The organism is Limnohabitans sp. TEGF002, from assembly GCF_055395845.1.
The window spans coordinates 1,153,080-1,174,861 of sequence record NZ_AP029224.1 but is presented as its reverse complement, the minus strand read 5'-3'; the positions used below and the strand labels follow the sequence as shown (position 1 = coordinate 1,174,861).

Here is a 21,782-nt window from a genome sequence, read left to right as displayed (position 1 = left end):
CGGGACGGCTCCATTAAACTGGGCACAGCATGATTTCTCACCCACTTACCTCCAACGCGCACCCGCAGCCGCCCCTTCAAGCAGTTTTGACCTGTCTGATTTGCCTCATGCTGTCCCTGGCGTGGCATGGATCAGCCCAAGCGCAGGGGGCCAAGGCACCTGCCGACAGGCATGGACAACACACAGCCCAAAAACACAAAAAGAAAAACAGCAAGACGGCGTCCGTTCGCCATCAACGTGCGCCCAAAGCTGCAGCGGCTTCCGGCATCCCGCTGAATCAAAATCCCGAGCTGAGCGACTGGGCACAGGAAGCCGCCACGCGTCTACAACTTGACCCAGACTGGGTTGAAAAGACCCTTGCCCGGGCTCAACGCCTACCCTTGGTGGAGAAACTGGTACTGCCCCCCGCCAGCCCTGCGGCCAAGGACTGGGGCGCTTACCGAGCCCGCTTCATCGAACCCGTACGCATCGAGGCCGGACAGCGGTTCTGGCGTCAACACCAATCCACCCTGGCGCGGGCCGAGCGCGATTACGGCGTGCCAGCCGCCATCATTGTCGGCATCATTGGCGTGGAGACGCTCTACGGTAAAAACACCGGCAACTTCCGCGTGTTGGACGCACTGGGCACGCTGGCCTTTCATTTCCCCCAAGCCCATCCCAGAGCGGCAGAGCGCCAAGCCTTTTTTCGGACCGAGTTGGAGCAGTTTTTGTTGTTGACCTTTCGTAGCGGAGCAGACCCGCTGACCATCCGGGGCAGCTACGCCGGGGCCATGGGCCTGCCCCAGTTCATGCCCTCCAGCTGGGCCAAATTTGCAGTGGATTTTGATGGCGATGGCCGCATCGACCTGTTCGGCAGCACTGCAGACGCCATCGGCTCGGTGGCCAATTACTTCAAAGCATTCCAGTGGCGCGCTGGCATGCCCACACATTACCCCGTCACATTGACCCCGGGCCAGACCGATATGGACGCCCTGATGGCCCCCGACATCCTGCCCACCTTCAGCGTGGCCAGCTTTATGGCCAAAGGAGCAGCACTTGAAGGGGCGGCGCTCACGCACCCCGGTCCATTGGCACTGATCGAGCTACGAAACGGCCACAACGCACCAAGCTATGTGGCCGGCACCGAAAACTTTTACGCCATCACCCGTTATAACTGGTCCAGCTACTACGCCATGGCGGTGATCGAGCTGGCCGATGCGGTGGCACGAGAAGTAAAAAGCAAGCCTTAAGGGGTCATCACGCATGAACCCCCTGAACCCGAAAAAACTGCTCTTGACCAAGTGGACTGCGGTCAAGCCTGTGGCCAAGCAAAAGCACTATTTGGTCAGCCGAGTGATCCAGCCTGTCCTGCCCACCGATCCGATAGAAACCGTGGAAATCGAGGCGGTGATTTCAAAGGGCACCCAAGTGATCGCTTGGCGTGACTTACAAGACGACAGCGTGTGGCGGCAGGGTTGGGTTTGAATTTATGCAACCCCGTGCGCCTTCATCGCCTTGCCCACCTCCAGCGCTCCCTGCTCCGAACCTGAGCGCGGCACCGTCTCGCCTTGACGGTCCGTGACCTGAGTCATAGAGGCCAGCAGGCGCTCGGCGGTGTCAGGACCGGTGCCCAGGTGCACACCTTGTGTCAGCGTGATGTGGGCCACCTCAAAGCTGCCGGCGCCTGCGCAAATGATGGTGCGGTTGGGCGCATCGTCGCTGGCCATGACCAGCATGGCGGGCACCACGGCGCTGGGGTCCAGGGCTTGCAAAACAGCTTCGGGCATGAGGCCTTCGGTCATGCGGGTGGCGGCCGTTGGGGCCAGGCAGTTGACGCGGATATTGTTTTTTTCGCCCTCGATCGACAGGGTTTGCATCAGGCCCGCCAGTGCCATCTTGGCCGCACCGTAATTGGCCTGGCCAAAGTTGCCATACAGACCGCTGGATGAGGTGGTCATCACCACTCGGCCGTAGTTTTGCGCCTGCATGATGGGCCAGACGGCCTTGGTGCAGTGCACTGCACCCATGACGTGCACATCCATCACCAGCTTGAAGTCGGCCAGCTCCATCTTGGCAAAGCTTTTGTCGCGCAGGATGCCCGCGTTGTTGACCAAAATGTCCACCCGGCCCCAAGCATCCACCGCTTGTTGGACCATGGCCTTGACCGCCTCGAGGTCGGTGACCGATGCACCGTTGGCCATGGCCTCCCCACCCGCTGCGCGAATTTCATCGACCACGGCCTGCGCCGCCGACACCGAGCCGCCTACACCGTGCACATCACCGCCCAGGTCATTGACCAGCACTTTGGCCCCGCGTGCAGCCAGCGCCAGCGCGTGTTGTTTGCCCAAACCGCCGCCCGCGCCTGTCACGATGGCCACGCGGCCTTTGAAATCGATGCTCATGTGTTCTTCCTTGATTGAATGCGTGTGAATGGGTGACAGGGGGTGGCAGCACCTTCTGATAATCTGACCGCTGTCTGAAACCTTGCCCGACTTTAAAACAAGCAGCCCCGAAGCTGTGTTGCACGATTGACACCTGAGCCATGGAACTGAACCACGACATCATCACGACCCCGCCACTGGACTCCGCATCGGTGGTCTTGCTCCGCGACAGTGAACAAGGTCTGCAAGTGCTGCTGCTCAGGCGGCACCAAGCCTCTAATGTGCTGGGCGGTGCCCATGTGTTTCCGGGTGGAAAACTCGACCTAGCCGACCAAAGCCCCGCTTTGTTGGCCAAACTCAGTCAGGACGTGTCCACCTTGCACCAGCGACTGGCCGAGCCCGATTTGAGCAAAGAGCGTGCAGCAGGCTTGTTTGTGGCGGCCATTCGCGAGGCGTTTGAGGAATGCCGCATTTTGCTGGGCCAAACCAATACAGAAACGCCCGACCTGGACGCCCTGCAAAGCGCCTTGGCCAGTGGCCAAACCTGGTCGCAGGCTTTTCAGAACCTGTCGCTTCGCCTGCGCACCGATGCGCTGGTGCCCTGGACCCGCTGGATCACGCCCCGACAGGCCTCGGTGACCCACAAACGCTTTGACACACGTTTCTTCATGGCACGCGTGCCTGAAGGCCAAACCGCCGAACACGACAACCACGAGACGACCGAAACCCTGTGGATCACGCCGCGCGAGGCACTGATTCGGTATTGGGACCGCCATATCGAGTTAGCCCCGCCACAAATCATGGGGCTGGTGCAATTGGCCCGTCATACGGACACCCACAGTGCGCTGGCCGAGGCCCAGAGCCGACAGCCCCCCGTGGTGGAGCCCGAACCCTTCGAACAAGACGGCATCCGGACCATTTGTTACCCCGGTGACCCACGGCACTCGGTACAAGAAGCAGCCTTCCCCGGCCCAAGTCGCTTGATGTTCAAAAACAAACGCTTTGAGCCGGAAATGGGCTTAGCCGGATTGCTTGATTAAAATCCAGAGTATTACAATTTGTAACCTTTATGGATAAGTGTCTGCCTGTATGAACCAAGCTGCTGCCCCCACCTATCTTTCCGTCGCACGGGCCATGGAGTTCATTGGCGATATGAATGGGGTTTTGGCGCTTCTGAACACCTTGCACCAGACTTTGGGTGAGGATTTGCCCAAAATCCAAGCGATGCTGGAAAAAGACGACATGCACGGCGTCAACCGCCTGCTGCACCAGCTCAAAGGCTTCACACCAGTGTTTTGCGTGGACAGACTGGTGGAGCAGGTCGTCAGCGTGGAAAGCCTGAGCAAGCATGGCGATTCGGCCGAAATCCGCGCCGCCTACAGCCGCCTGGCGCCTCAACTGGAACAGCTGCGCACCGAAGTAGCCACTCACCTGAGCCTGAACCCTCAGGCCTGAGCGGCCAGCCACTGGTCGATCTTGGCCGGTTCGTGCAACAAACGCAGCTGATCGAAGGCATCTTGGGCCTCAGGGTACACCCGGCGCAAATAATTGAGCCATTGCTTGAGTCGCCCAGCCCGGTGGCGCGGCGCCACCCGCAGGGCAATGCCCTGCCAGAACAAGCGCATCAAACCCACGATCTGCGTCCAACTCACGGCAACTCGATCAGCGCCACTTGAAAGGGCGTCATGCTGCGCGATCGCCAAAGCCAGGCCCGGATCGGCCACCATGCCGCGGCCGATCATCAAGCGATCACAACCAGTCACCTCGCGGCAACGCAAAGCATCTGCCAACGTCCAAATTTCGCCATTGGCCACCATGGGCATGCGCACATGCTGGCGCAAGTCGGCAATGCGGTCCCAATACGCAGGTGGCCGGTAGCCATGGGCCTTGGTGCGCGCGTGCACCACCAAATCGCTGGCCCCGGCGGCTTCGATGGCCAAGGCACACTCTTCGGCGCGGCTGTCATCGTTGTAGCCCAGCCGCATCTTGGCCGACACCGGAATCTGCAAGGGCACCGCCCGGCGCACCGCCGCCACGATCTGCCCGACCAACTCCGGCTCGTCCAACAACACCGCACCGCCCCGGTGCTGGTTCACCGTCTTGGCAGGACAGCCAAAATTCAAATCAATGCCTGCGGGTTCCAGCTGGGCCAAGGCCGCAGCGTTCGCCGCCAAATAATCGGGGTCAGAACCCAATAACTGCACCCTGACCGGTACGCCCGCAACGGTGCGGCTTTTATTGAGTAATTCCGGCGCCACGCGAATGAATGCGCGTCGCGGCAGCACGGTATTGGTCACACGGATGAACTCTGACACGCACAAATCCACCCCACCCACCCGCGTGAGCATGTCGCGCAGAGTGTGATCCAGCAGCCCCTCCATGGGAGCCAGCAGGATGCGCGCCCCAACAGGCTGCTGGAGCATCAGCCCAGCTTGCGCTTGAGGCGCACTTCTTCCACTTTCACTCCGCCCAAGGGCACGGTGCGCGCGGTATTCATTTCGCGCTTGAAGCCAGCCAGGTCATGAAAGCGCAAAGTTTGCTCGTGCAGCAAAGGCAGCCAAACCGTGACGTCGGTGCAATCTTCGTCTTGCAGGCCTTCACGGGCTGCATCCCACAGGGCCAGACCAATGCCCTGACCAATGCGCTCGGGCGCTGCATAAATGGCCCAGATCTCGCCTGTGGTGTTTTTGGACTTGGGGTCGCGCGAGCGGTCAAAGCCCACAAAACCCACGATCTCACGGCCATCCACCGCCACCATGACTTGCGGCTCACCGTACTCGATGGCCTCTTTCCAGAACGACACGCGTTTGGGCATGGGCGTGGCGTCCCAATGGGTATCGGGCACCTGGCCCGCGTAGGCGGCGCGGCAGGCGCTGACATGCAACGCAGCCACAGCAGGCGCGTCTTGGAGGGTGGCAAATCGGACTTGAATATCGGACATGGCTTGAACAAATGAAGAAAAACAACGCCTCGGGGCCACTGGGCTTTAGGCGCAAAACCCAACATTGTCGCCGCATCGGTTATCTTCAGTGGATGAGGACGTTTCCAAGCAATCAGAATTACACCATTCCCCGGTCACCCGCACCCCTGGATCACCCCCCAACAACCCGCTTGCACCAACCCAAGGTCTGGTGGATTGAGGGTCTGTTCAAAGGCCTACTTTGGGCCGCAGCCGCCTTGTGTGCAAGCCCTTTGAGCGCACAAGCCCCGAACCCCAAGCGTTTTGCTGACGACATGGCCGAGCGCACCCGCGCCTGCACCGCCTGTCATGGCGAGCAAGGCCGTGCCGGTCCGGACGGTTATTACCCGCGCCTAGCGGGAAAACCGGCCGGTTACCTGCACAACCAGCTGCGCAATTTCGCGCAAGGTCGTCGCCATTATGAGCTGATGGCCCGCCTGGTCGACCCTCTGACCGACGCCTATTTGGGCGAGATGGCCCAGTACTTTGCCGACCTGAAACTGCCCTACCCCGCCCCCACCGCGAACAACGCCATCACACCCGAGCGCTTGGCCAAAGGCCAGCAACTGGTGACACAAGGCGACGCCACACGCGGCCTGCCCGCTTGCACCCAATGCCATGGTGTGCGACTGACCGGGGTGCAGCCCAATGTGCCTGGGCTGCTGGGCTTGCCACTGGACTATTTGAACGCCCAACTCGGCGCCTGGCAAACCGCGCAGCGCCGCGCCCATGCGCCTGACTGCATGGCCGAAATCGTCAAGCGCATGCCAGCACAGGACCTCATCGCGGTGTCGAGCTGGCTTGCCCGCCAGCCGCTGCCTGCTGACACCCGGCCCGCCGATCGCCCCCCAGCTGGCCCTGCTTTGCCTGAAGCTTTGCGCTGCGGCAGTGCACCGGAGTTGTCGGCTACCGCCGCCAAACCCCTGAACGGGGGCAAACCATGAAGCACTCCATACAAGGCATGCATCCGGTCAAACGCCTGGGCTGGGTCACACTGATCAGCTTGGCTGTGCTGGCCATGGGGGTGGTGTGGGACAACTGGGGCGACCTGGTTCTGCCCACCCCAACCACGGCCACCGAGGCAGCGCAGACGCCACAAGCCAGCTCAGCCCAAATCGAACAAGGCCGCTACCTGGCCCTGGCGGGTAACTGCATGGCCTGCCACACCACACGCGGCAGCGCCCCCTTTGCAGGCGGTCGGCGCATCGACACACCCTTTGGCGGTGTGTACAGCAGCAACCTCACGCCAGACCCCGAGACGGGCCTGGGGCGATGGACCGCGCAAGACTTCTGGCAAGCCATGCACCGTGGCCGCTCCCAAAACGGGCGTTTGCTGACCCCGGCTTTCCCCTACAACCACACCAGCGTCATCACCCGCCAAGACAGCGACGCGATCTTTGCTTGGCTGAACACCCTGGCCCCAGTGGTGCAGGCCCAGCCGGCTCACACACTGGTCTGGCCTGTGGGCACGCAACCCGCTCTGGCCGTATGGCGCAGCCTGTTTTTTGAACCCAGTCCGTTTCAAGCCGACAAATCGCAAAGCGTTGAATGGAACCGGGGGGCCTATTTGGTGCAAGGCTTGGGCCACTGCGCAGCCTGCCACAGCCCACGGAACACACTGGGCGCAAGCGGTGCGGTCAACGACTTGTCGGGCGGCCTCATGCCTGTAGCCAACTGGTACGCCCCCGATCTGACCCGTGACAGCGAAAGCGGCATGGCCAGCACACCCTTGCCCGAGATCGTGCGCCTGCTGCGCACTGGTGCGTCCAATTCAGCGCAAACCAGCGGCCCCATGGGTGAAGTGGTGCAGCACAGCCTGCAGCACCTCAACGAAAGCGACTTGCAAGCCATGGCGGTGTATTTGCAGTCACGCGCCCAAAGCACACCCCAACCAGCCGCTGCCAATGCGGAACCCGCCCGCATCAGCTTGCAAGTGGCCACACTGGGAAATGCTGTTTACGAGCGCCAATGCCTGCAGTGCCACGGCGAGCAAGGTGCGGGCGTCAAAACCGCATCGGGTGAGGTGGCTTACCCGGCCTTGGCGGGCAACCGCGCTGTGCTGCTGAAGGACCCCACCAACCTGGTGCAGCTGGTGCTCTACGGCGGCTACGGCCCCGCCACCGAAGGTCACCCCCGACCTTTTGGCATGCCGCCTGCAGTGCTGGACCTGCAAGACCGCGACATCGCGGCTGTGCTGACGCATCTGCGCACCCGCTGGGGCAATCAGGCCAGCGAGGTCACGCCTTTGCAAGTCAACCGGATCAGGGCAGCGCAAGGCGGTTGAAGTTCTAAAGCCTGTCATCTGCGGCACCCACTGAACATGATCATGCCGCTAGTATTTCGGCCATGCCTCAAAACCTCTACATCCTCACAGGCGCTTCACGTGGCATGGGTCTGGCCATGGCCGAGCAGTTGCTGCAAAAAGGCAACACCCTGCTTTGCATCTCGCGCCACGCCAATCCAGATCTGACCGCTGCCGCCCAAAAGGCCGATGCGACACTCACACAATGGACCCACGATCTGGCCGATGGTGAAGGCGCCAGCGTTCGCCTGCGCGAATGGCTGCACAACCAAAAACCTGCCCATTTCGCCAGCGCCAGCCTGATCAACAACGCGGGCGTCATCCCGCCCATCGCCCCGCTGCGCCAGTCCCAACCCGCCGACCTGGCCTTGGCCCTGCGCGTGGGCCTGGAAGCGCCCATGGCCTTGAGTGCCGCATTTTTGGGGGCCACGGAAAATTGGCCCCTGCCCCGCAAAGTGCTCAACATTTCATCAGGCTTGGGCCGCTTCCCCATGGCCTCGCAAGCGGGCTACTGCGCCGCCAAAGCAGGCATGGACCACTTTACCCGCTGCTTGGCGCTGGACGAGGCCCTTCACGCCAACGGTGCCAAGGTCTGCTCGCTCGCCCCCGGCGTGATCGACACCGACATGCAGGTGCAGCTGCGCGGTGCTGCAGGCGAGGCCTTTCCGGACCAATCGAAGTTTTTGCAACTCAAAGCGCAAGGCCAACTCAGCTCGCCAGCACAGGCAGCCGAACAGGTTCTGCGCTTTTTGGCCCGGCCCGACTTCGGGCGCGAACCCGTGGCCGACGTGCGGGGCTGAAAGGCCCAGGCTCATCTCATCGAACCCACTCGTCCCTTGTCAGGCCGCTGTAGCCATTGCGCTTGACACTGATTGGCGTTGCAACCCACCCCTATTTGTCAATTTTTTAAATCTGGAGATCTCCCATGAGCCGTGAAGTTGTTGTTGTCAGCGGTGTGCGCACCGCCATTGGTACCTTTGGCGGCAGCCTCAAGGACATCGCGCCCACCGAGCTGGCCGCGCAAGTCGTGCGCGAAGCCCTGTCCCGCGCAGGCACCTCAGGCCAAGACGTTGGCCATGTGGTGTTTGGCCATGTGGTCAACACCGAACCCAAAGACATGTATTTGTCACGCGTGGCGGCCATCAACGGCGGCTGCGCCGAAGGCACGCCCGCCTTCAACGTGAACCGCCTGTGCGGCTCGGGCCTGCAGGCCATCGTCAGCGCCAGCCAGTCCATCTTGCTGGGTGATTGCGACATCGCCATTGGTGGCGGCGCTGAAAACATGAGCCGCGCGCCATACGCCAGTCTGGCCACCCGTTTTGGCGCACGCATGGGCGACACCAAGATGATCGACATGATGATTGGTGCACTGCACGACCCCTTCCACAACATCCACATGGGCGTGACCGCCGAAAACGTGGCCGCCAAGTACGGCATCACCCGCGAGATGCAAGATGCCTTGGCCCTGGAAAGTCACAACCGCGCCGAGCGTGCCACCACCGAAGGCCGCTTCAAAGACCAGATCATGCCGGTCATGCTGAAAAGCAAAAAAGGCGACGTGGCCTACACCACCGACGAGCACTTCCGCCCTGGCTGCAAGCTCGAAGACATGGCCAAACTCAAGCCCGTTTTCCTGAAAGAAAACGGCACCGTGACCGCGGGCAACGCCTCGGGCATCAACGATGCGGCGGCTGCTGTGGTGCTGATGGAAGCCGGTGCTGCAAAGGCGCGTGGCGCCAAGCCCATGGCCCGCCTGGTGGGTTACGCCCACACTGGGCTGGACCCCAAGATCATGGGCGTGGGCCCGATCTCGGCCACACACGCGGTGCTCAAGAAAACCGGCCTGACGGTCAACGACCTGGACGTGATCGAGGCCAACGAAGCCTTTGCCGCCCAAGCCTGCGCCGTGACCCGCGAACTGGGTCTAGACCCCGCCAAGGTCAACCCCAATGGCTCGGGCATTTCGCTGGGCCACCCCATCGGCGCGACAGGTGCATTGATCACCGTAAAGGCTCTGTATGAGCTGCAGCGAGTGAATGGCCGCTACGCGCTGGTGACCATGTGCATCGGTGGCGGTCAGGGCATCGCGGCGATTTTTGAGCGCATGTGATGTTTCTCGGCTGATCAGAATGAAAAATGGGCATCCAGAGATGCCCATTTTTTTGGCGTGAAAAAGCCTGATGGATCAGGACTTGACCGCCGCCGTGACCACCACCTCGATCAAATAGGCCGGATTGGCCAGTGCTGCCTGAACCGTGGCTCGCGGTGGTGCACTGCCTGCCACCACCCAAGCGTCCCACACCTCGTTCATGGCGGCGATGTCGGTGATGTCTTTGAGGTAAATCTGGGTGCGCAAGATGCGGGTTTTGTCGCTGCCCGCCTCGGCCAGGCGCAGATCGATCTGCCGCAACACATCGGCCGTTTGGCTCCGGATGTCGCTTGCATCGCATTCGGGCACCATGCCTGCCAAGTACACCACGCCATTAAAAACAGCCGCCTCGCTGTAACGGGCCGCCACGTGCAGCCTCTGAAGGTCTTGGTTCATGCTTTTTTCTGGCCCAGTTTGGATTCGGTGCCCGCCAAGAGGCGTTGGATGTTTTCACGGTGACGCCATACCAGCAGCAAAGCCATGACAGCCAGGCTCAAGACTTCGGACGACGTCGCCTGCCAGGCCACGCCGTTGCCAAACAGGTAAAAAACGGGCGCGAACACCGCCGCCACCATGGAGGCAAGTGACACGTAGCGGCTGAAATACAAAACGATGGCAAAGCTAAGCACCGTGGCCAACGCCAACATGCCATTCACACCAATGACCACACCCACCGCCGTGGCCACACCCTTGCCACCCACAAAACCGAAAAACACCGGGTACAGGTGACCCAAAAATGCGGCCAGGCCCGCCAAGGCCGCAATGTCAGGGCCCAGACCGTGTTCGGGCCCCCAAGCCAACACCATCGCCACCGGCAGCCAGCCTTTGAAGGCGTCCAAAAACAAAGTCAAGATCGCAGCCTTTTTGCTGCCCGAGCGCAGCACATTGGTGGCGCCGGGGTTTTTGCTGCCGTAACTGCGAGGGTCGTTCAGGCCCATCAAACGGCTCACGATCACCGCAAAACTGAGCGAGCCCAACAAATAACTGGCCAACACCACGGCCACTGGAATCAAGGCATCCATCCACATCTCCCTATTTCTTGTTCGGGCGTCATTCTGCCAGTGCACAGTTCACGGGCTTGGCGTCCAGCAGTTGCACACACACCTGCGGGTCGATGCCCACCAGATAACCGCGCCTGCCGCCGTTGATGCAAATGCGCGGCAAAGCCAGGATTGTTTCTTCGATGAAGACCGGCATGGCCCTGCGTGTGGCAAAGGGCGAGGTGCCGCCGACCAGGTAACCGCTGTGGCGGTTGGCAACCTCCGGGGCGCAGGGCTCGACCGACTTCAAACCAATCTGCCGCGCCAGGTTTTTGGTCGACACCTTGCGGTTGCCGTGCATCAGCACCACCAGCGGTTTGGCATCCTGGTCTTGCATGATCAAGGTCTTAACCACACTGAAAGGGTCCATGCCCAACACCTGGGCGCTGTGCTGTGCGCCCCCGTGCTCTAGGTAATCGTAGGGGTGCTCGGTGAAACTCACACCCTGCTGGCGTAAGAGCGCCGTGGCCGGGGTTTCGCTGACTTTGTCTTTCTTGGCCATAGGCCTGGATCACAAGGCCGGATCGCGCATTTCCCACCGAATGGCGTCTATCGCTTTGAGCACTTCGGGCGACAACTCGGTCGACCAGGCTGCCAGGTCTTCGTTCAGTTGCGCAAGAGAGGTCACGCCGATGATGGTGCTGGCAACGCTCCAGCGGTGGTAGCAAAACGCAAGCGCCATCTGGGTAGGGGTCATGCCGTTGTCGCGGGCCAGCTGGTTGTAGCGGCGTGCGGCAGCCAAGGCTTCAGGGCGGCCCCAACGCTGCTTGCGCATGGAGTCATAACGGGCAATGCGGCCCCCATCGGGCACCAGAGGACCAGTCAAATCGTCATGGTCGTATTTGCCCGTGAGCAAGCCAAAGGCCAGCGGTGAATAAGCCAACATCGACACGTTCAGACGATAGCAAGTTTCGTCCAGCCCGTTGTCGTAGGTACGGCTCACCAGCGCATAGGGGTTTTGCACCGTGGCCACACGAGGCAGGCCATGCTGCTCGGCCAAACGCACAAACTCGTGCACGCCGTAAGGCGTTTCGTTGGACAACCCGATGTAACGCACCTTGCCTGCTTTCACCAATTTGGCCAAGGCTTCGAGCTGCTCGTGGATCGAGGTCACCGATTTATCTTTGGTGGGGTCAAAGTAGGTCATACCAAAAACCGGCACATGGCGCTCTGGCCAATGGATTTGGTACAGATCAATCACATCGGTTTGCAGACGGCGCAGGCTGGCATCACAGGAGTTCAGGATGTCTTGCCCAGTCATGCCTGAGCCTTCACGAATCCAGGGCATGCCCCGCGATGGCCCCGCCACCTTTGTGGCCAGCACCAGCTTTTCGCGGGCACCAGGGTTTTTGGCGAACCAGTTTCCAATGAAGGTCTCAGTTGCACCACAGGTATCGGCCGAAGCGGGCACGGCGTACATCTCGGCGGTATCGATGAAATTGATGCCCGCTTGCAGCGAGCGGTCCAGGATGGCGTGTGAATCGGCTTCACTCACCTGTTGGCCGAAGGTCATGGTGCCCAGGCAAATCGGGGTCACTTGCAGGTCGGATTGACCGAGTTGAACGAGTTTCATGGTGTGTCCTGTGTTGAATTCAAGCGCGCTGATGATCCTTGGACGGGTAATCAAGGCAATTGGTGGATTTTGTCACGCGTCAGCGTGCCTTGGACTGCAGCGCTGTCGCGCGCGCTTCTTCCTGCAGCCGAAGCACCCGCCGCTGCACCTTGCCGGTGGTGGTCATGGGCAGTTGGTCGATGAATTCGATCTCTTTGGGGTATTCGTAAGGTGCCAGCAAACCCTTCACATGGGCCTGCAGTTCGCGGCGCACCTCGTCGTCAAAGCTGGCCTGGCCCGCTCCGCTGGGCCTGCGGGTCAGCCAATCAGGCGACAGCACCACATAGGCCTTGACCACAGCACCCCGTTCGGCATCGGGCTTGGGCACCACCGCGGCGTTCTGTACGGCCGGGTGTTTGACCAGGCAGTTTTCGATCTCGCCGGGTCCGATGCGGTAACCCGCAGCCTTGAACATGTCGTCGGTCCGACCTTGGTACCAAAGGTAGCCGTCCTCGTCGCAGACTGCCATGTCGCCCGTGCGGCACCAGTCGCCGCTGTATTTGGCCTTTGTGGCCTTGTCGTTGTTCCAGTAGCCCAAAAAGAACACCGGGTCGGGATGACCGTGCACATCGAAGCGGTTCACTGCCACTTCACCGGGTGTGCCTGGCGGGCACAGCTGACCCGCCTCGTCGATGACCGCCACTTGGTGGCCGGGATAGCCCTTGCCCATGCTGCCGGGCCTGGCAGGCCACAAACGGGCGCAGTTGCCCACCACGTAATTGATCTCGGTTTGGCCAAACATTTCGTTCACCGTCACGCCCATTTGCGCTTGGCAGTAGCCAAAAACAGCGTCACCCACCGCCTCGCCCGCGCTCATCATGGCTTGGAGCTTGAGGCGGTAGCGGCCCCTCACCTCGGGTACAGCCTTCATCATGGCTTTGAGCGCGGTGGGGAACAAAAAGGTGTGCGTCACACCGTGGCTCTGCATGATCTCGAAAGCCGCTTCGGGGGAAAACCGCCCATTGAAAGCCACGATGGGCCGTCCAAAGTAAAGGCTGGGCAGCAAAGCGTCCATCAACCCGCCAGTCCAGGCCCAGTCGGCCGGTGACCAAAACACCGCTTTGGACGGGCGACTGGCATCCGCCGGATCAAAGCCAAACCAGTTTTGGCTGCACACAAACCCCGTGAGATTCCCGATCAGCGCCCGGTGCGGGATAAGCGCGCCCTTGGGGTTGCCGGTTGTGCCGCTTGTGTAGATCAACACCGCCGGGTCTTCGGCCAGGGTGCTCACGGCTTTGAAGGATTCGGCCTGGCAGGTCACTGCTTGCGCGTAATCTAAATCGGCCAGCGCTCCGGCCGCCCCCACACCGATCAGGCTTTGCAAGCCCGGGCAGTCGGGCCTGGCCTGCTGCAAGGCCTGGACCGTAGATTCGTCGCACACGGCCACACGGGCCTGGCTGTCGTTGATGCGAAAGGACAGCGCCTCCGGCCCGAACAGCATCGACAGCGGCATGGCCACCGCGCCCATTTGCAGCACCGCCATGTAGGCCACGGCTGTTTCAAAACGCTGGGGCAAGACAATCGCCACCCGATCACCGCGTTGCACGCCCTGCGCCTGCAAGACCCGGCTCAGGCGGTTGGCGGCGGTTTGCAGCTGGCCAAAAGTCCAACTGCGCCCCAAGCCCTGACCCGCCACATGCTCGCGGATGGCGATACGCCTGGCCGTGGCAGGCTTCGCCGCCCACTGGCCACAGCAAGCCTGTGCCATGTTGAAGCGCTGGGGCACTTTCCAGCCAAAGCCCTGGTGAATGGCGTGATAACGGTCGTAGGGGTCTGTATTGCCTTGGGCTGGGTTAGGGGCTTGGCGGTCCTGGTTGCGACTGACGCTCATCGTTTGTCTCCTTATGATCGAAAGTATGTACCAAGTTTTACGCGAATCTCAAAGCCACTGGGTGCCGCTGCGCGGCTGCCGTTACCACGTTCGACAATGGGGCACTGCCACACCGGGGGCCACACCACTGGTGTTGGCGCATGGTTGGATGGACGTGGCCGCCTCGTACCAATTCATGGTCGATGCCTTCAGCGAGGCTTTTGTCAGTCAGCGCCCCATCATCGCCATGGACTGGCGCGGCTACGGCCTGACCGAGACCCCGCCCACCGACAGCTACTGGTTCCCAGATTACCTGGCCGATCTGGACGCCCTGCTGGACACCCTCTACCCAGACCAGCCTGTCGACCTGGTGGGCCACAGCATGGGCGGCAACGTGGTCATGATGTACGCGGGCAGCCGCCCCGAGCGCATCCGCCGCCTGGTCAACCTCGAAGGCTTTGGCATGGCGGCTACCCAGCCTGTCCAAGCTCCCACCCGCATGGCCCAGTGGCTCGATGAGCTCAAAGCCCAACGTGGAGGGGACAACACGCTCAAGTCTTACCCGGACGCCGCGGGTGTGGCGGCCCGTCTGATGAAGACCAACGCTCGCCTCGGCCAAGACAAAGCCGACTGGCTGGCCCAAAACTGGGCCCAACCGGGCCCGGATGGCCAGTGGCGCATCCTGGGCGACTCGGCGCACAAGGTCATCAACCCGTATCTGTTCCACATTGAAGAGGCTTTGGCCATGTACCGCCGCATCAGCGCCCCGGTTCTGGTGGTGGAAGCTTCAGACGACTCGCTCAGTCAGTGGTGGAAAGGCAAATACACCTTGGCCGAGTTTCACGAGCGCCTGAAATCCTTGCCCGCCCTGCAACAAGCGGTGATACAGGACGCCGGACACATGCTGCACCACGACCAACCACAGGCCTTGGCGACCCTGCTTGAAAAGTTCATGGCCTGAGAGGCCCTAAAATCAGTTCGTTTTAGTTTTGACGACTGTTGGCCATGAACCTCATTTCCCTGACCCGCTTTGGCTTGGCTGCTGCCTTGTCGGTGCTGTTTTCTTCGGCGTATGCAGATTCAGCCAGCCGTTACTGCCCCGACTTTTTGGCTGTGAAAGGCGCACCTGAACCCACCCACAAGGGTGAATTCACGTTCTCGCCATACACCCACCACTTCAGCAACAACCCTGAACACAAAAAAGTGGTCCTGGTGGCGATTGACGAGCAACTACCCGGCGACCGCCTGTGCGGCATCAGCTTTTTTAGCAACTCGTTTGGACAACCGTCTGTGTACGTTTATGCCGGTCAGCAGTTCAACAACTTGTGGGGTATGCCCAAGCTTTACGCCAAAGTGACGGGCGGGATCATGTATGGCTATGTGTCCCCTTATGAGAACAAGGTTCCCCTCAACCACAACGGTTTTTCCCCGGCCATCATCCCGGCGGTGGGCTACAAACTGACCCCTCACGATTCGGTGCAGCTCAAGTTTTTGGGCACTGCCGCCCTCATGTTCTCTTACGGGCGTCAGTTTTAAGCCCCAACACAAGCGGGCGTGACGCCAACTCATGAGAAAATGTCCGGTTTACTGAACCGGATACTTTCCCCATGGACGCAGAACGCATCAACCAAATCGGCGCATCCCTCACAGACCTGACCGCTCGTACCCACGAGTTACGGGGGTATCTTTGACTACGATGCCAAATCTGAACGGCTGAGAACCGTCAACGCATCGCTCGAAGATCCTTCGGTCTGGAACGACCCCAAAAAAGCCCAAGAACTGGGCAAAGAGAAAAAAGCCCTCGACGGCGTGGTGGTGACCATCACCAACCTGACCAGCGAATTGGCCGACAACCTTGAACTCTTCGAAATGAGCAAGGAAGAAGGCGACGATGCGGGCCTGCAAACGATCGAAACTGAAGCCGCCAAACTGGCCAAGCTGGTGGAAGACCTCGAATTTCGCCGCATGTTCCGCCACGAGGCCGATCCGCTCAACTGCTTTGTCGACATCCAGGCTGGTGCAGGTGGCACAGAAGCTTGCGACTGGGCCAGCATGTTGCTGCGCCAGTACATCAAGTACGCCGAACGCAAAGGCTTCAAGGCTACGGTGGAAGACGAAACCCCGGGGGACACCGCAGGCATCAAGGGGGCAACCATCAAAATCGAAGGCGAATACGCGTTTGGCTTGCTTCGAACCGAAACCGGCGTGCACCGATTGGTGCGCAAGAGCCCATTCGACTCGTCGGGCGGCCGTCACACGTCTTTTGCATCTTTGTTTGTGTACCCCGAGATCGACGACTCGATCGAGATCAACATCAACCCGTCAGACGTGCGCACCGACACTTTCCGAGCCAGCGGCGCGGGCGGTCAGCACATCAACAAGACCGACTCGGCCGTGCGCCTGACGCACATCCCCACGGGTATCGTGGTGCAGTGCCAGGATGGGCGCAGCCAGCACAGCAACCGCGATGTTGCTTGGCAACGCCTGCGCTCACGCCTTTACGACTTCGAGATGCGCAAGCGTCTGGAAGAGCAGCAAAAGCTGGAAGACACCAAGACCGATGTGGGCTGGGGTCACCAGATTCGCAGCTATGTGCTGGACAACAGCCGCATCAAGGATTTGCGCACCAACGTCGAAATTTCGGCCACCCAAAAGGTGCTCGATGGCGACCTCGATGCGTTCATCGAAGCCTCACTGAAACAAGGCCTCTGAGCTGCTCAGACCTCAACGAAAACGGAGTTAGTGATGCGTGAAGGACAACCCACCGCGATTCACCGGGAGGCTTATGCCGCCCCGGCGTTCTGGATCGACACGGTCGATCTGACCTTTGATCTGGACCCGAACAAAACCCGCGTGCTGAACAAAATGCGCTTGCGCCGCAACCCCGACGTGGTGGCCCAGCCGCTGCGCCTGGATGGCGAAGACCTCAATTTGGCCCGCGTGTTGGTCAACGGCGGCGGCACCTCGTTCAAGATGGACGGCAATCAGCTGGTTCTGGAGAATTTGCCAGAAGGCCACGAGCCCTTCGATCTGGAAATCTTCACCACCTGTAACCCCGAAAAAAACACCCAGTTGATGGGCTTGTACGTCAGCCAGGGCACCTTCTTCACCCAGTGTGAGGCCGAGGGTTTTAGACGCATCACCTACTTCCTGGATCGTCCGGATGTGATGGCCAGCTACACCGTCACGCTGCGCGCTGACAAAGCCAAATACCCGGTGCTGCTCTCCAACGGCAACCTGGTGGAGCAAGGCGCATTGGAAGATGGACGTCACTTTGCCAAGTGGGTCGATCCGCACAAAAAACCCTGTTACCTGTTTGCCCTGGTGGCCGGTCAGCTGGTCGCACGCGAGCAACGCATCGTCAGCCGCAGTGGCACCGAGCATTTGCTGCAAGTCTTTGTGCGCCCCGGCGACCTGGACAAGACCGAGCACGCGATGAACTCCCTCATGGCCAGCGTGGCTTGGGACGAAGCGCGCTTTGGCCTGCCGCTGGACCTGGAGCGCTTCATGATCGTCGCCACCAGCGACTTCAACATGGGCGCGATGGAAAACAAAGGCCTGAATATCTTCAACACCAAATACGTGTTGGCGAACCCGGCCACCGCCACCGACATGGACTTCGGCAACATCGAAAGTGTTGTCGGCCACGAGTACTTCCACAACTGGACTGGTAACCGCATCACCTGCCGAGACTGGTTCCAGCTCTCGCTCAAAGAGGGCCTCACGGTCTTTCGCGACCAGGAGTTCAGCCAGGACATGGCGGGCGACACCAGCGCCCGTGCAGTCAAACGCATCGAAGATGTGCGCGTGCTGCGCACGGTGCAGTTTGCCGAGGACGCCGGCCCCATGGCCCACCCGGTACGCCCCGACAGCTATGTGGAAATCAACAACTTCTACACCGTCACCATCTACGAAAAAGGCTCCGAAGTCGTTCGCATGATGCAGACCCTGGTGGCCACGCCCTCTGACAGCTTAGGTCGCGACGGTTTTGCCAAGGGCATGAAGCTCTACTTTGAGCGCCATGACGGCCAGGCCGTGACCTGCGACGACTTTGCACAAGCCATTGCCGATGCCAACCCCGGCTCAGCGCTCGCCAACAACCTGAGCACTTTCAAGCACTGGTACAGCCAAGCGGGCACGCCGCGACTGCAAGCCACAGGCCAATACAACTCGGCCGAACGCAGCTACACCCTGACCCTCAGCCAAAGCTGCCCCGCGACCCCCGACCAGGATCGCAAAGCACCCTTCGTGATCCCGGTCACGCTGGGTCTGGTAAGTCGCGACGGCCATGCACTGTCCCTGCAAGTGGCCGGCTCTGCCGAAAGCGCGCTGCAGCAAACCCTGGTGCTGACCGAGGCCAGCGCCAGCTACACATTTGCCAACATCGACAGCGAGCCTGTTCCTTCATTGCTGCGAGGTTTCAGCGCCCCAGTGGTGCTCGAAGACGGGCTCAACACCGATGACCTGCTGATCTTGCTGGCCCACGACAGCGACCCCTTCAACCAATGGGAAGCAGGCCAGCGCCTGATGCTGCAAAGTGCACTCGAAGCCATTCAGCAAAACAAGGATCTGACGGGTATTCCCGTTTTGTCAGAGGAACTGGTGGCTGCTTTGCGCAACGTGCTGCGCCACCCCACACTGGACGCGGCCTTCAAGGATTTAGCGCTCACCCTGCCGTCTGAAAACTACATCGCCGACCAGCTCGACGTGGTCGACCCACAGCGCGTGCACTTCCTGCGCGAAACCATGCGCGTGCAATTGGCCACCGCCCTGCAAGCTGACTGGCAGTGGGCTTGGGATGCGCACAAACACAATGGGGCTTATTCCCCTGATGCCAAGTCCAGCGGGCGCCGTGCCCTCGCAGGCATGGCCATGACCATGCTGTGCGTGGCCGCCGTTCAAAGCGGCGACGCGGTGATGCCCGGCCGTGTTTACCAGCAGTTCAAGGATGCAGGCAACATGACCGACCGCTTCAACGCCTTGTCGGCGCTGGTCGTCAGCGGCCATGCCTTGGCACAAGATGCCTTGGACTTGTTCCACAAAATGTTCCAGCAAGAAGCCTTGGTAATCGACAAGTGGTTTGCCCTGCAAGCCGGTGCACCTGACCGAGCAGGCGACGTGTTGCCGCGTGTACGCCAACTCATGCAACATGCCGACTTCAGCCTGCGCAACCCCAACCGCGCTCGCAGCCTGATCTTCAGCTACTGCAGTGCCAACCCGGCAGGTTTCCACCGCGCCGACGCGGCAGGTTATGTGTACTGGAGCGAGCAGGTTCTGGCGCTCGACGCCATCAATCCGCAAGTGGCGGCACGCCTGGCTCGCGCCATGGACCGCTGGAGCCGATTGGCTGAGCCCTACCGCAGCGCCGCTCGCGTGGCGATCGAGCGCGTGGCGGCCAAGTCAGACCTCTCGAACGACGTGCGAGAAGTCATCGGCCGCGCCCTGAGCAGCACCTGAACCCAAGGAACGAACATGAGCAGCAAAATTTCCCTGTCCCGCTATTTGGTGGAGCAGCAACGCGACAAAGGCCACATTCCGGCTGACTTGCGCTTGCTGCTCGAAGTGGTGGCCCGCGCCTGCAAAAGCATCAGCCACGCTGTGAACAAAGGCGCGTTGGGTGGCGTACTGGGCACGGCCGAAAGCGAGAACGTGCAAGGCGAAGTGCAAAAGAAGTTGGACATCATCGCCAACGAGGTGCTGCTTGAAGCCAACGAATGGGGCGGACACCTCGCGGCCATGGCCTCTGAAGAGATGGACAGCATCTACCTGGTGCCCAACCGCTACCCGCAAGGCGAATACCTGCTGCTGTTTGATCCTTTGGATGGTTCGTCCAACATCGACGTCAACGTCAGCATCGGCACCATCTTCAGCGTGCTCAAAAAGACGGAGGGTGAGCAGGGCGTCACCGAAAAAGACTTTTTGCAACCTGGCAAACAGCAAGTGGCGGCTGGCTACTGCGTCTACGGCCCGCAAACCACTTTGGTACTCACCGTGGGCGACGGCGTGGCCATGTTCACCTTGGACCGCGAGCAAGGCTCCTTCGTGCTGACACAAGAAAATGTGCAAGTGCCCGCCGACACCAAAGAATTTGCCATCAACATGAGCAATATGCGCCACTGGGACGAGCCCGTGCGCCGCTACATCGATGAATGCCTGCAGGGCAAGGAAGGCCTGCGTGGCAAGGACTTCAACATGCGCTGGATCGCCAGCATGGTGGCCGACGTGCACCGCATCCTGACCCGTGGCGGCGTCTTCATGTACCCCTGGGACAAGCGCGAACCGCACAAACCCGGCAAGCTGCGCCTGTTGTACGAGGCCAACCCCATGAGCTGGCTGATCGAGCAAGCCGGTGGCGCAGCCACCAATGGCAAAGAACGTATTCTCGATTTACAACCCACCCAATTGCACGAGCGCGTGAGTGTGGTGCTGGGCTCCAAAAATGAAGTCGATCGCGTGACTCAATACCACGCCAAAGCTTAATCCTGGCCCTGCAGCTTTGCTGCTGCATGTCAGCCATCAAAAAGCCCCTGACACGCGAGTGTCAGGGGCTTTTTGACTTTCATGACCGCAAGCCATTGGCTTGCGTGGTGAATCATTCGTCGCTGTCTGGCGGAAAGCCATCGCCAACAGGCGCAGGAGCTGTAGCCGCCACAGACTCGGAAACCACGGCACGCAGGGTTTCACGCAACATTTTCTTCTCGGGCAAGCTCAATGCGCGTGCCAAGCGCTGGCGCATGCGCAGCAAGAGCTGGCGATCGACTTCCTGTGGAACGCCGCGGCTGACCTGCAGGGCATCACGCAGGTCTTCGCGCAGGTCTTCGGGCTCATCCGACCACCAGGCCGTAATGACTTCTTGCATCGACTTGCGCAGCTCTTCCACATCTTCCACGGCCAACCCCATGCCGGTCGGCAGCTTGCCTTGAAGCATGTCGGCCAGCGCCTGGGTGTTCACCACCACACGGCGATCGGCCTGAGCCAGCAATCGTGCCCAACCCGGATCGGTGCGCACCATTTGGGGCATATTGCGGGCTGATTCATCGGCCAGCAGGTGAACACTTAGACCGCTGAGTTGGGCCTCGTCGATAGTGGCCAAAAAACGTTCGTCGTCGCTGGCCACCAGCACATGGTCGCAGGCATGGTGCTCGGCCAGTTGCTTGAGGTCATGGCCCAAGGAGCGCAGCAAGGATGCACCACCGTCCGCATCATGGGTTTGCACCAAACGTACGATTTGATCGTCGATGATCAGCCCGTCAGAGCGGTCGCTGTACCAGTAGATGCGTCGCAAATCGACATCGAGTCCGGCATGCGCCAACGCTTGGGACAACAAATTGAGCAGGCCTTGGCGATTCACCGAATCGCCTGTGGTCCCCACAGCGCCCTGCTGGGCCATCCAGATCAGGAAACGGCCATCGATCAATGCCATACAGGTGCCGGATCGGTGCTCGCCAAAACGGCGATCAGACGGGGGATTTTGAGAAAAATAGTCACGCTTCATGGTGTCAACCTATATCGATAAAAAATAGCGCTGCTAAAAAGTGCAGCGTGAACCA

The 21,782-nt window shown here is 60.6% G+C and carries 22 protein-coding genes; 13 read left to right on the top strand and 9 right to left on the bottom strand.

Annotated features, from left to right (window positions below):
- The first annotated feature begins 107 nt into the window (after positions 1-107).
- Together mltB and ACZ5SR_RS05915 are read left to right on the top strand one after the other, a co-directional pair.
- Entirely contained in the window at positions 108-1,229 is a 1,122-nt protein-coding gene (gene mltB, locus ACZ5SR_RS05920; RefSeq protein WP_464450637.1) for a lytic murein transglycosylase B, read from the top strand.
- 13 nt (positions 1,230-1,242) lie between these two features.
- The gene (locus ACZ5SR_RS05915; protein WP_464450636.1) at positions 1,243-1,464 is read left to right on the top strand and encodes a TIGR02450 family Trp-rich protein; all 222 of its coding nucleotides are present in this window, start codon (positions 1,243-1,245) and stop codon (positions 1,462-1,464) included.
- A gap of 2 nt (positions 1,465-1,466) precedes the next feature.
- Here ACZ5SR_RS05915 and ACZ5SR_RS05910 read toward each other — a convergent pair whose 3' ends face one another.
- Entirely contained in the window at positions 1,467-2,381 is a 915-nt protein-coding gene (locus tag ACZ5SR_RS05910) for an SDR family NAD(P)-dependent oxidoreductase (RefSeq protein ID WP_464450635.1), read from the bottom strand.
- A 140-nt stretch (positions 2,382-2,521) separates the two neighbouring features.
- Between ACZ5SR_RS05910 and ACZ5SR_RS05905 the strand changes: the two genes are divergently transcribed.
- Positions 2,522-3,400, top strand: coding sequence for an NUDIX hydrolase (locus ACZ5SR_RS05905; protein WP_464450634.1), 879 nt, complete (start codon positions 2,522-2,524; stop codon positions 3,398-3,400).
- Positions 3,401-3,449: 49 nt separating this feature from the next.
- Positions 3,450-3,815 carry an Hpt domain-containing protein gene (locus tag ACZ5SR_RS05900; protein ID WP_464450633.1) on the top strand — a complete coding sequence of 122 codons (366 nt, stop codon included), beginning with the start codon at positions 3,450-3,452 and terminating at the stop codon, positions 3,813-3,815.
- Here ACZ5SR_RS05900 and ACZ5SR_RS05895 read toward each other — a convergent pair.
- Positions 3,806-4,783 (bottom strand): tRNA dihydrouridine synthase, encoded by a 978-nt coding sequence (locus tag ACZ5SR_RS05895; protein WP_464450632.1) that lies wholly within the window; start codon positions 4,781-4,783, stop codon positions 3,806-3,808. The two genes, ACZ5SR_RS05900 and ACZ5SR_RS05895, sit on opposite strands and share 10 nt — an antisense overlap.
- Positions 4,783-5,301 (bottom strand): N-acetyltransferase family protein, encoded by a 519-nt coding sequence (locus ACZ5SR_RS05890; protein ID WP_464450631.1) that lies wholly within the window; start codon positions 5,299-5,301, stop codon positions 4,783-4,785. Before ACZ5SR_RS05890 ends, ACZ5SR_RS05895 begins: the two co-directional genes overlap by 1 nt.
- Positions 5,302-5,471: 170 nt before the next feature.
- Between ACZ5SR_RS05890 and ACZ5SR_RS05885 the strand changes: the two genes are divergently transcribed.
- From ACZ5SR_RS05885 to bktB, 4 genes are all read left to right on the top strand, one after another.
- Entirely contained in the window at positions 5,472-6,263 is a 792-nt protein-coding gene (locus ACZ5SR_RS05885) for a c-type cytochrome (RefSeq protein ID WP_464450630.1), read from the top strand.
- Positions 6,260-7,603 (top strand): c-type cytochrome, encoded by a 1,344-nt coding sequence (locus ACZ5SR_RS05880; protein ID WP_464450629.1) that lies wholly within the window; start codon positions 6,260-6,262, stop codon positions 7,601-7,603. Before ACZ5SR_RS05885 ends, ACZ5SR_RS05880 begins: the two co-directional genes overlap by 4 nt.
- Positions 7,604-7,665: 62 nt before the next feature.
- Positions 7,666-8,421, top strand: a complete 756-nt coding sequence (locus ACZ5SR_RS05875; RefSeq protein WP_464450628.1) for an SDR family NAD(P)-dependent oxidoreductase — start codon at positions 7,666-7,668, stop codon at positions 8,419-8,421.
- Positions 8,422-8,546: 125 nt separating this feature from the next.
- Positions 8,547-9,731 carry a beta-ketothiolase BktB gene (gene bktB / locus ACZ5SR_RS05870; protein WP_464450627.1) on the top strand — a complete coding sequence of 395 codons (1,185 nt, stop codon included), beginning with the start codon at positions 8,547-8,549 and terminating at the stop codon, positions 9,729-9,731.
- Positions 9,732-9,806: 75 nt separating this feature from the next.
- Here the strand turns inward: bktB and ACZ5SR_RS05865 are convergent, their stop codons facing one another.
- The 5 genes from ACZ5SR_RS05865 to ACZ5SR_RS05845 form a co-directional block, all read right to left on the bottom strand.
- Positions 9,807-10,166, bottom strand: a complete 360-nt coding sequence (locus ACZ5SR_RS05865) for a RidA family protein (protein WP_464450626.1) — start codon at positions 10,164-10,166, stop codon at positions 9,807-9,809.
- Positions 10,163-10,792 carry a glycerol-3-phosphate 1-O-acyltransferase PlsY gene (plsY, locus tag ACZ5SR_RS05860; RefSeq protein ID WP_464450625.1) on the bottom strand — a complete coding sequence of 210 codons (630 nt, stop codon included), beginning with the start codon at positions 10,790-10,792 and terminating at the stop codon, positions 10,163-10,165. The genes ACZ5SR_RS05865 and plsY overlap by 4 nt, the downstream gene beginning before the upstream one ends.
- Positions 10,793-10,820: 28 nt before the next feature.
- On the bottom strand, positions 10,821-11,312 hold the full coding sequence (locus ACZ5SR_RS05855; RefSeq protein WP_464450624.1) for an aminoacyl-tRNA deacylase: 492 nt from the start codon (positions 11,310-11,312) through the stop codon (positions 10,821-10,823).
- Positions 11,313-11,321: 9 nt separating this feature from the next.
- Positions 11,322-12,383, bottom strand: a complete 1,062-nt coding sequence (locus tag ACZ5SR_RS05850; protein ID WP_464450623.1) for an aldo/keto reductase — start codon at positions 12,381-12,383, stop codon at positions 11,322-11,324.
- 79 nt (positions 12,384-12,462) lie between these two features.
- Complete coding sequence (locus tag ACZ5SR_RS05845) at positions 12,463-14,253, bottom strand: acyl-CoA synthetase (protein ID WP_464450622.1); 1,791 nt, start codon at positions 14,251-14,253, stop codon at positions 12,463-12,465.
- Between the two features lie 25 nt (positions 14,254-14,278).
- On the opposite strand from ACZ5SR_RS05845, the gene ACZ5SR_RS05840 reads away from it, so the two are divergent.
- The 5 genes from ACZ5SR_RS05840 (at position 14,279) to ACZ5SR_RS05820 (ending at position 20,712) form a co-directional block, all read left to right on the top strand.
- Positions 14,279-15,193 carry an alpha/beta fold hydrolase gene (locus ACZ5SR_RS05840; protein ID WP_464450621.1) on the top strand — a complete coding sequence of 305 codons (915 nt, stop codon included), beginning with the start codon at positions 14,279-14,281 and terminating at the stop codon, positions 15,191-15,193.
- Between the two features lie 44 nt (positions 15,194-15,237).
- Complete coding sequence (locus ACZ5SR_RS05835) at positions 15,238-15,768, top strand: hypothetical protein (RefSeq protein ID WP_464450620.1); 531 nt, start codon at positions 15,238-15,240, stop codon at positions 15,766-15,768.
- Between the two features lie 71 nt (positions 15,769-15,839).
- Positions 15,840-16,944 (top strand): peptide chain release factor 2 gene (prfB, locus tag ACZ5SR_RS05830; RefSeq protein WP_464450619.1). Its coding sequence is split into 2 segments (ribosomal slippage): positions 15,840-15,920 and positions 15,922-16,944, totalling 1,104 coding nucleotides; the frame shifts between segments, so codons are not numbered across the junction.
- A gap of 33 nt (positions 16,945-16,977) precedes the next feature.
- Entirely contained in the window at positions 16,978-19,689 is a 2,712-nt protein-coding gene (pepN, locus tag ACZ5SR_RS05825) for an aminopeptidase N (protein WP_464450618.1), read from the top strand.
- A gap of 15 nt (positions 19,690-19,704) precedes the next feature.
- The gene (locus ACZ5SR_RS05820; protein ID WP_464450617.1) at positions 19,705-20,712 is read left to right on the top strand and encodes a class 1 fructose-bisphosphatase; all 1,008 of its coding nucleotides are present in this window, start codon (positions 19,705-19,707) and stop codon (positions 20,710-20,712) included.
- 112 nt (positions 20,713-20,824) lie between these two features.
- On the opposite strand, the gene ACZ5SR_RS05815 is transcribed toward ACZ5SR_RS05820, so the two are convergent.
- Positions 20,825-21,655: a hypothetical protein gene (locus ACZ5SR_RS05815; protein ID WP_464450616.1), complete on the bottom strand. Its 831-nt coding sequence runs from the start codon at positions 21,653-21,655 to the stop codon at positions 20,825-20,827.
- Positions 21,656-21,782 lie beyond the last annotated feature (127 nt).

Bases quoted from the DNA above. Each gene is read 5' to 3' on its own strand.
- mltB (WP_464450637.1), top strand. From the start codon at position 108: ATGCTGTCCCTGGCGTGGCATGGATCAGCCCAAGCGCAGGGGGCCAAG.
- ACZ5SR_RS05915 (WP_464450636.1), top strand. From the start codon at position 1,243: ATGAACCCCCTGAACCCGAAAAAACTGCTCTTGACCAAGTGGACTGCG.
- ACZ5SR_RS05910 (WP_464450635.1), bottom strand. From the start codon at position 2,381: ATGAGCATCGATTTCAAAGGCCGCGTGGCCATCGTGACAGGCGCGGGC.
- ACZ5SR_RS05905 (WP_464450634.1), top strand. From the start codon at position 2,522: ATGGAACTGAACCACGACATCATCACGACCCCGCCACTGGACTCCGCA.
- ACZ5SR_RS05900 (WP_464450633.1), top strand. From the start codon at position 3,450: ATGAACCAAGCTGCTGCCCCCACCTATCTTTCCGTCGCACGGGCCATG.
- ACZ5SR_RS05895 (WP_464450632.1), bottom strand. From the start codon at position 4,783: ATGCTCCAGCAGCCTGTTGGGGCGCGCATCCTGCTGGCTCCCATGGAG.
- ACZ5SR_RS05890 (WP_464450631.1), bottom strand. From the start codon at position 5,301: ATGTCCGATATTCAAGTCCGATTTGCCACCCTCCAAGACGCGCCTGCT.
- ACZ5SR_RS05880 (WP_464450629.1), top strand. From the start codon at position 6,260: ATGAAGCACTCCATACAAGGCATGCATCCGGTCAAACGCCTGGGCTGG.
- ACZ5SR_RS05875 (WP_464450628.1), top strand. From the start codon at position 7,666: ATGCCTCAAAACCTCTACATCCTCACAGGCGCTTCACGTGGCATGGGT.
- bktB (WP_464450627.1), top strand. From the start codon at position 8,547: ATGAGCCGTGAAGTTGTTGTTGTCAGCGGTGTGCGCACCGCCATTGGT.
- ACZ5SR_RS05865 (WP_464450626.1), bottom strand. From the start codon at position 10,166: ATGAACCAAGACCTTCAGAGGCTGCACGTGGCGGCCCGTTACAGCGAG.
- plsY (WP_464450625.1), bottom strand. From the start codon at position 10,792: ATGGATGCCTTGATTCCAGTGGCCGTGGTGTTGGCCAGTTATTTGTTG.
- ACZ5SR_RS05855 (WP_464450624.1), bottom strand. From the start codon at position 11,312: ATGGCCAAGAAAGACAAAGTCAGCGAAACCCCGGCCACGGCGCTCTTA.
- ACZ5SR_RS05850 (WP_464450623.1), bottom strand. From the start codon at position 12,383: ATGAAACTCGTTCAACTCGGTCAATCCGACCTGCAAGTGACCCCGATT.
- ACZ5SR_RS05845 (WP_464450622.1), bottom strand. From the start codon at position 14,253: ATGAGCGTCAGTCGCAACCAGGACCGCCAAGCCCCTAACCCAGCCCAA.
- ACZ5SR_RS05840 (WP_464450621.1), top strand. From the start codon at position 14,279: ATGTACCAAGTTTTACGCGAATCTCAAAGCCACTGGGTGCCGCTGCGC.
- ACZ5SR_RS05835 (WP_464450620.1), top strand. From the start codon at position 15,238: ATGAACCTCATTTCCCTGACCCGCTTTGGCTTGGCTGCTGCCTTGTCG.
- pepN (WP_464450618.1), top strand. From the start codon at position 16,978: ATGCGTGAAGGACAACCCACCGCGATTCACCGGGAGGCTTATGCCGCC.
- ACZ5SR_RS05820 (WP_464450617.1), top strand. From the start codon at position 19,705: ATGAGCAGCAAAATTTCCCTGTCCCGCTATTTGGTGGAGCAGCAACGC.
- ACZ5SR_RS05815 (WP_464450616.1), bottom strand. From the start codon at position 21,655: ATGGCATTGATCGATGGCCGTTTCCTGATCTGGATGGCCCAGCAGGGC.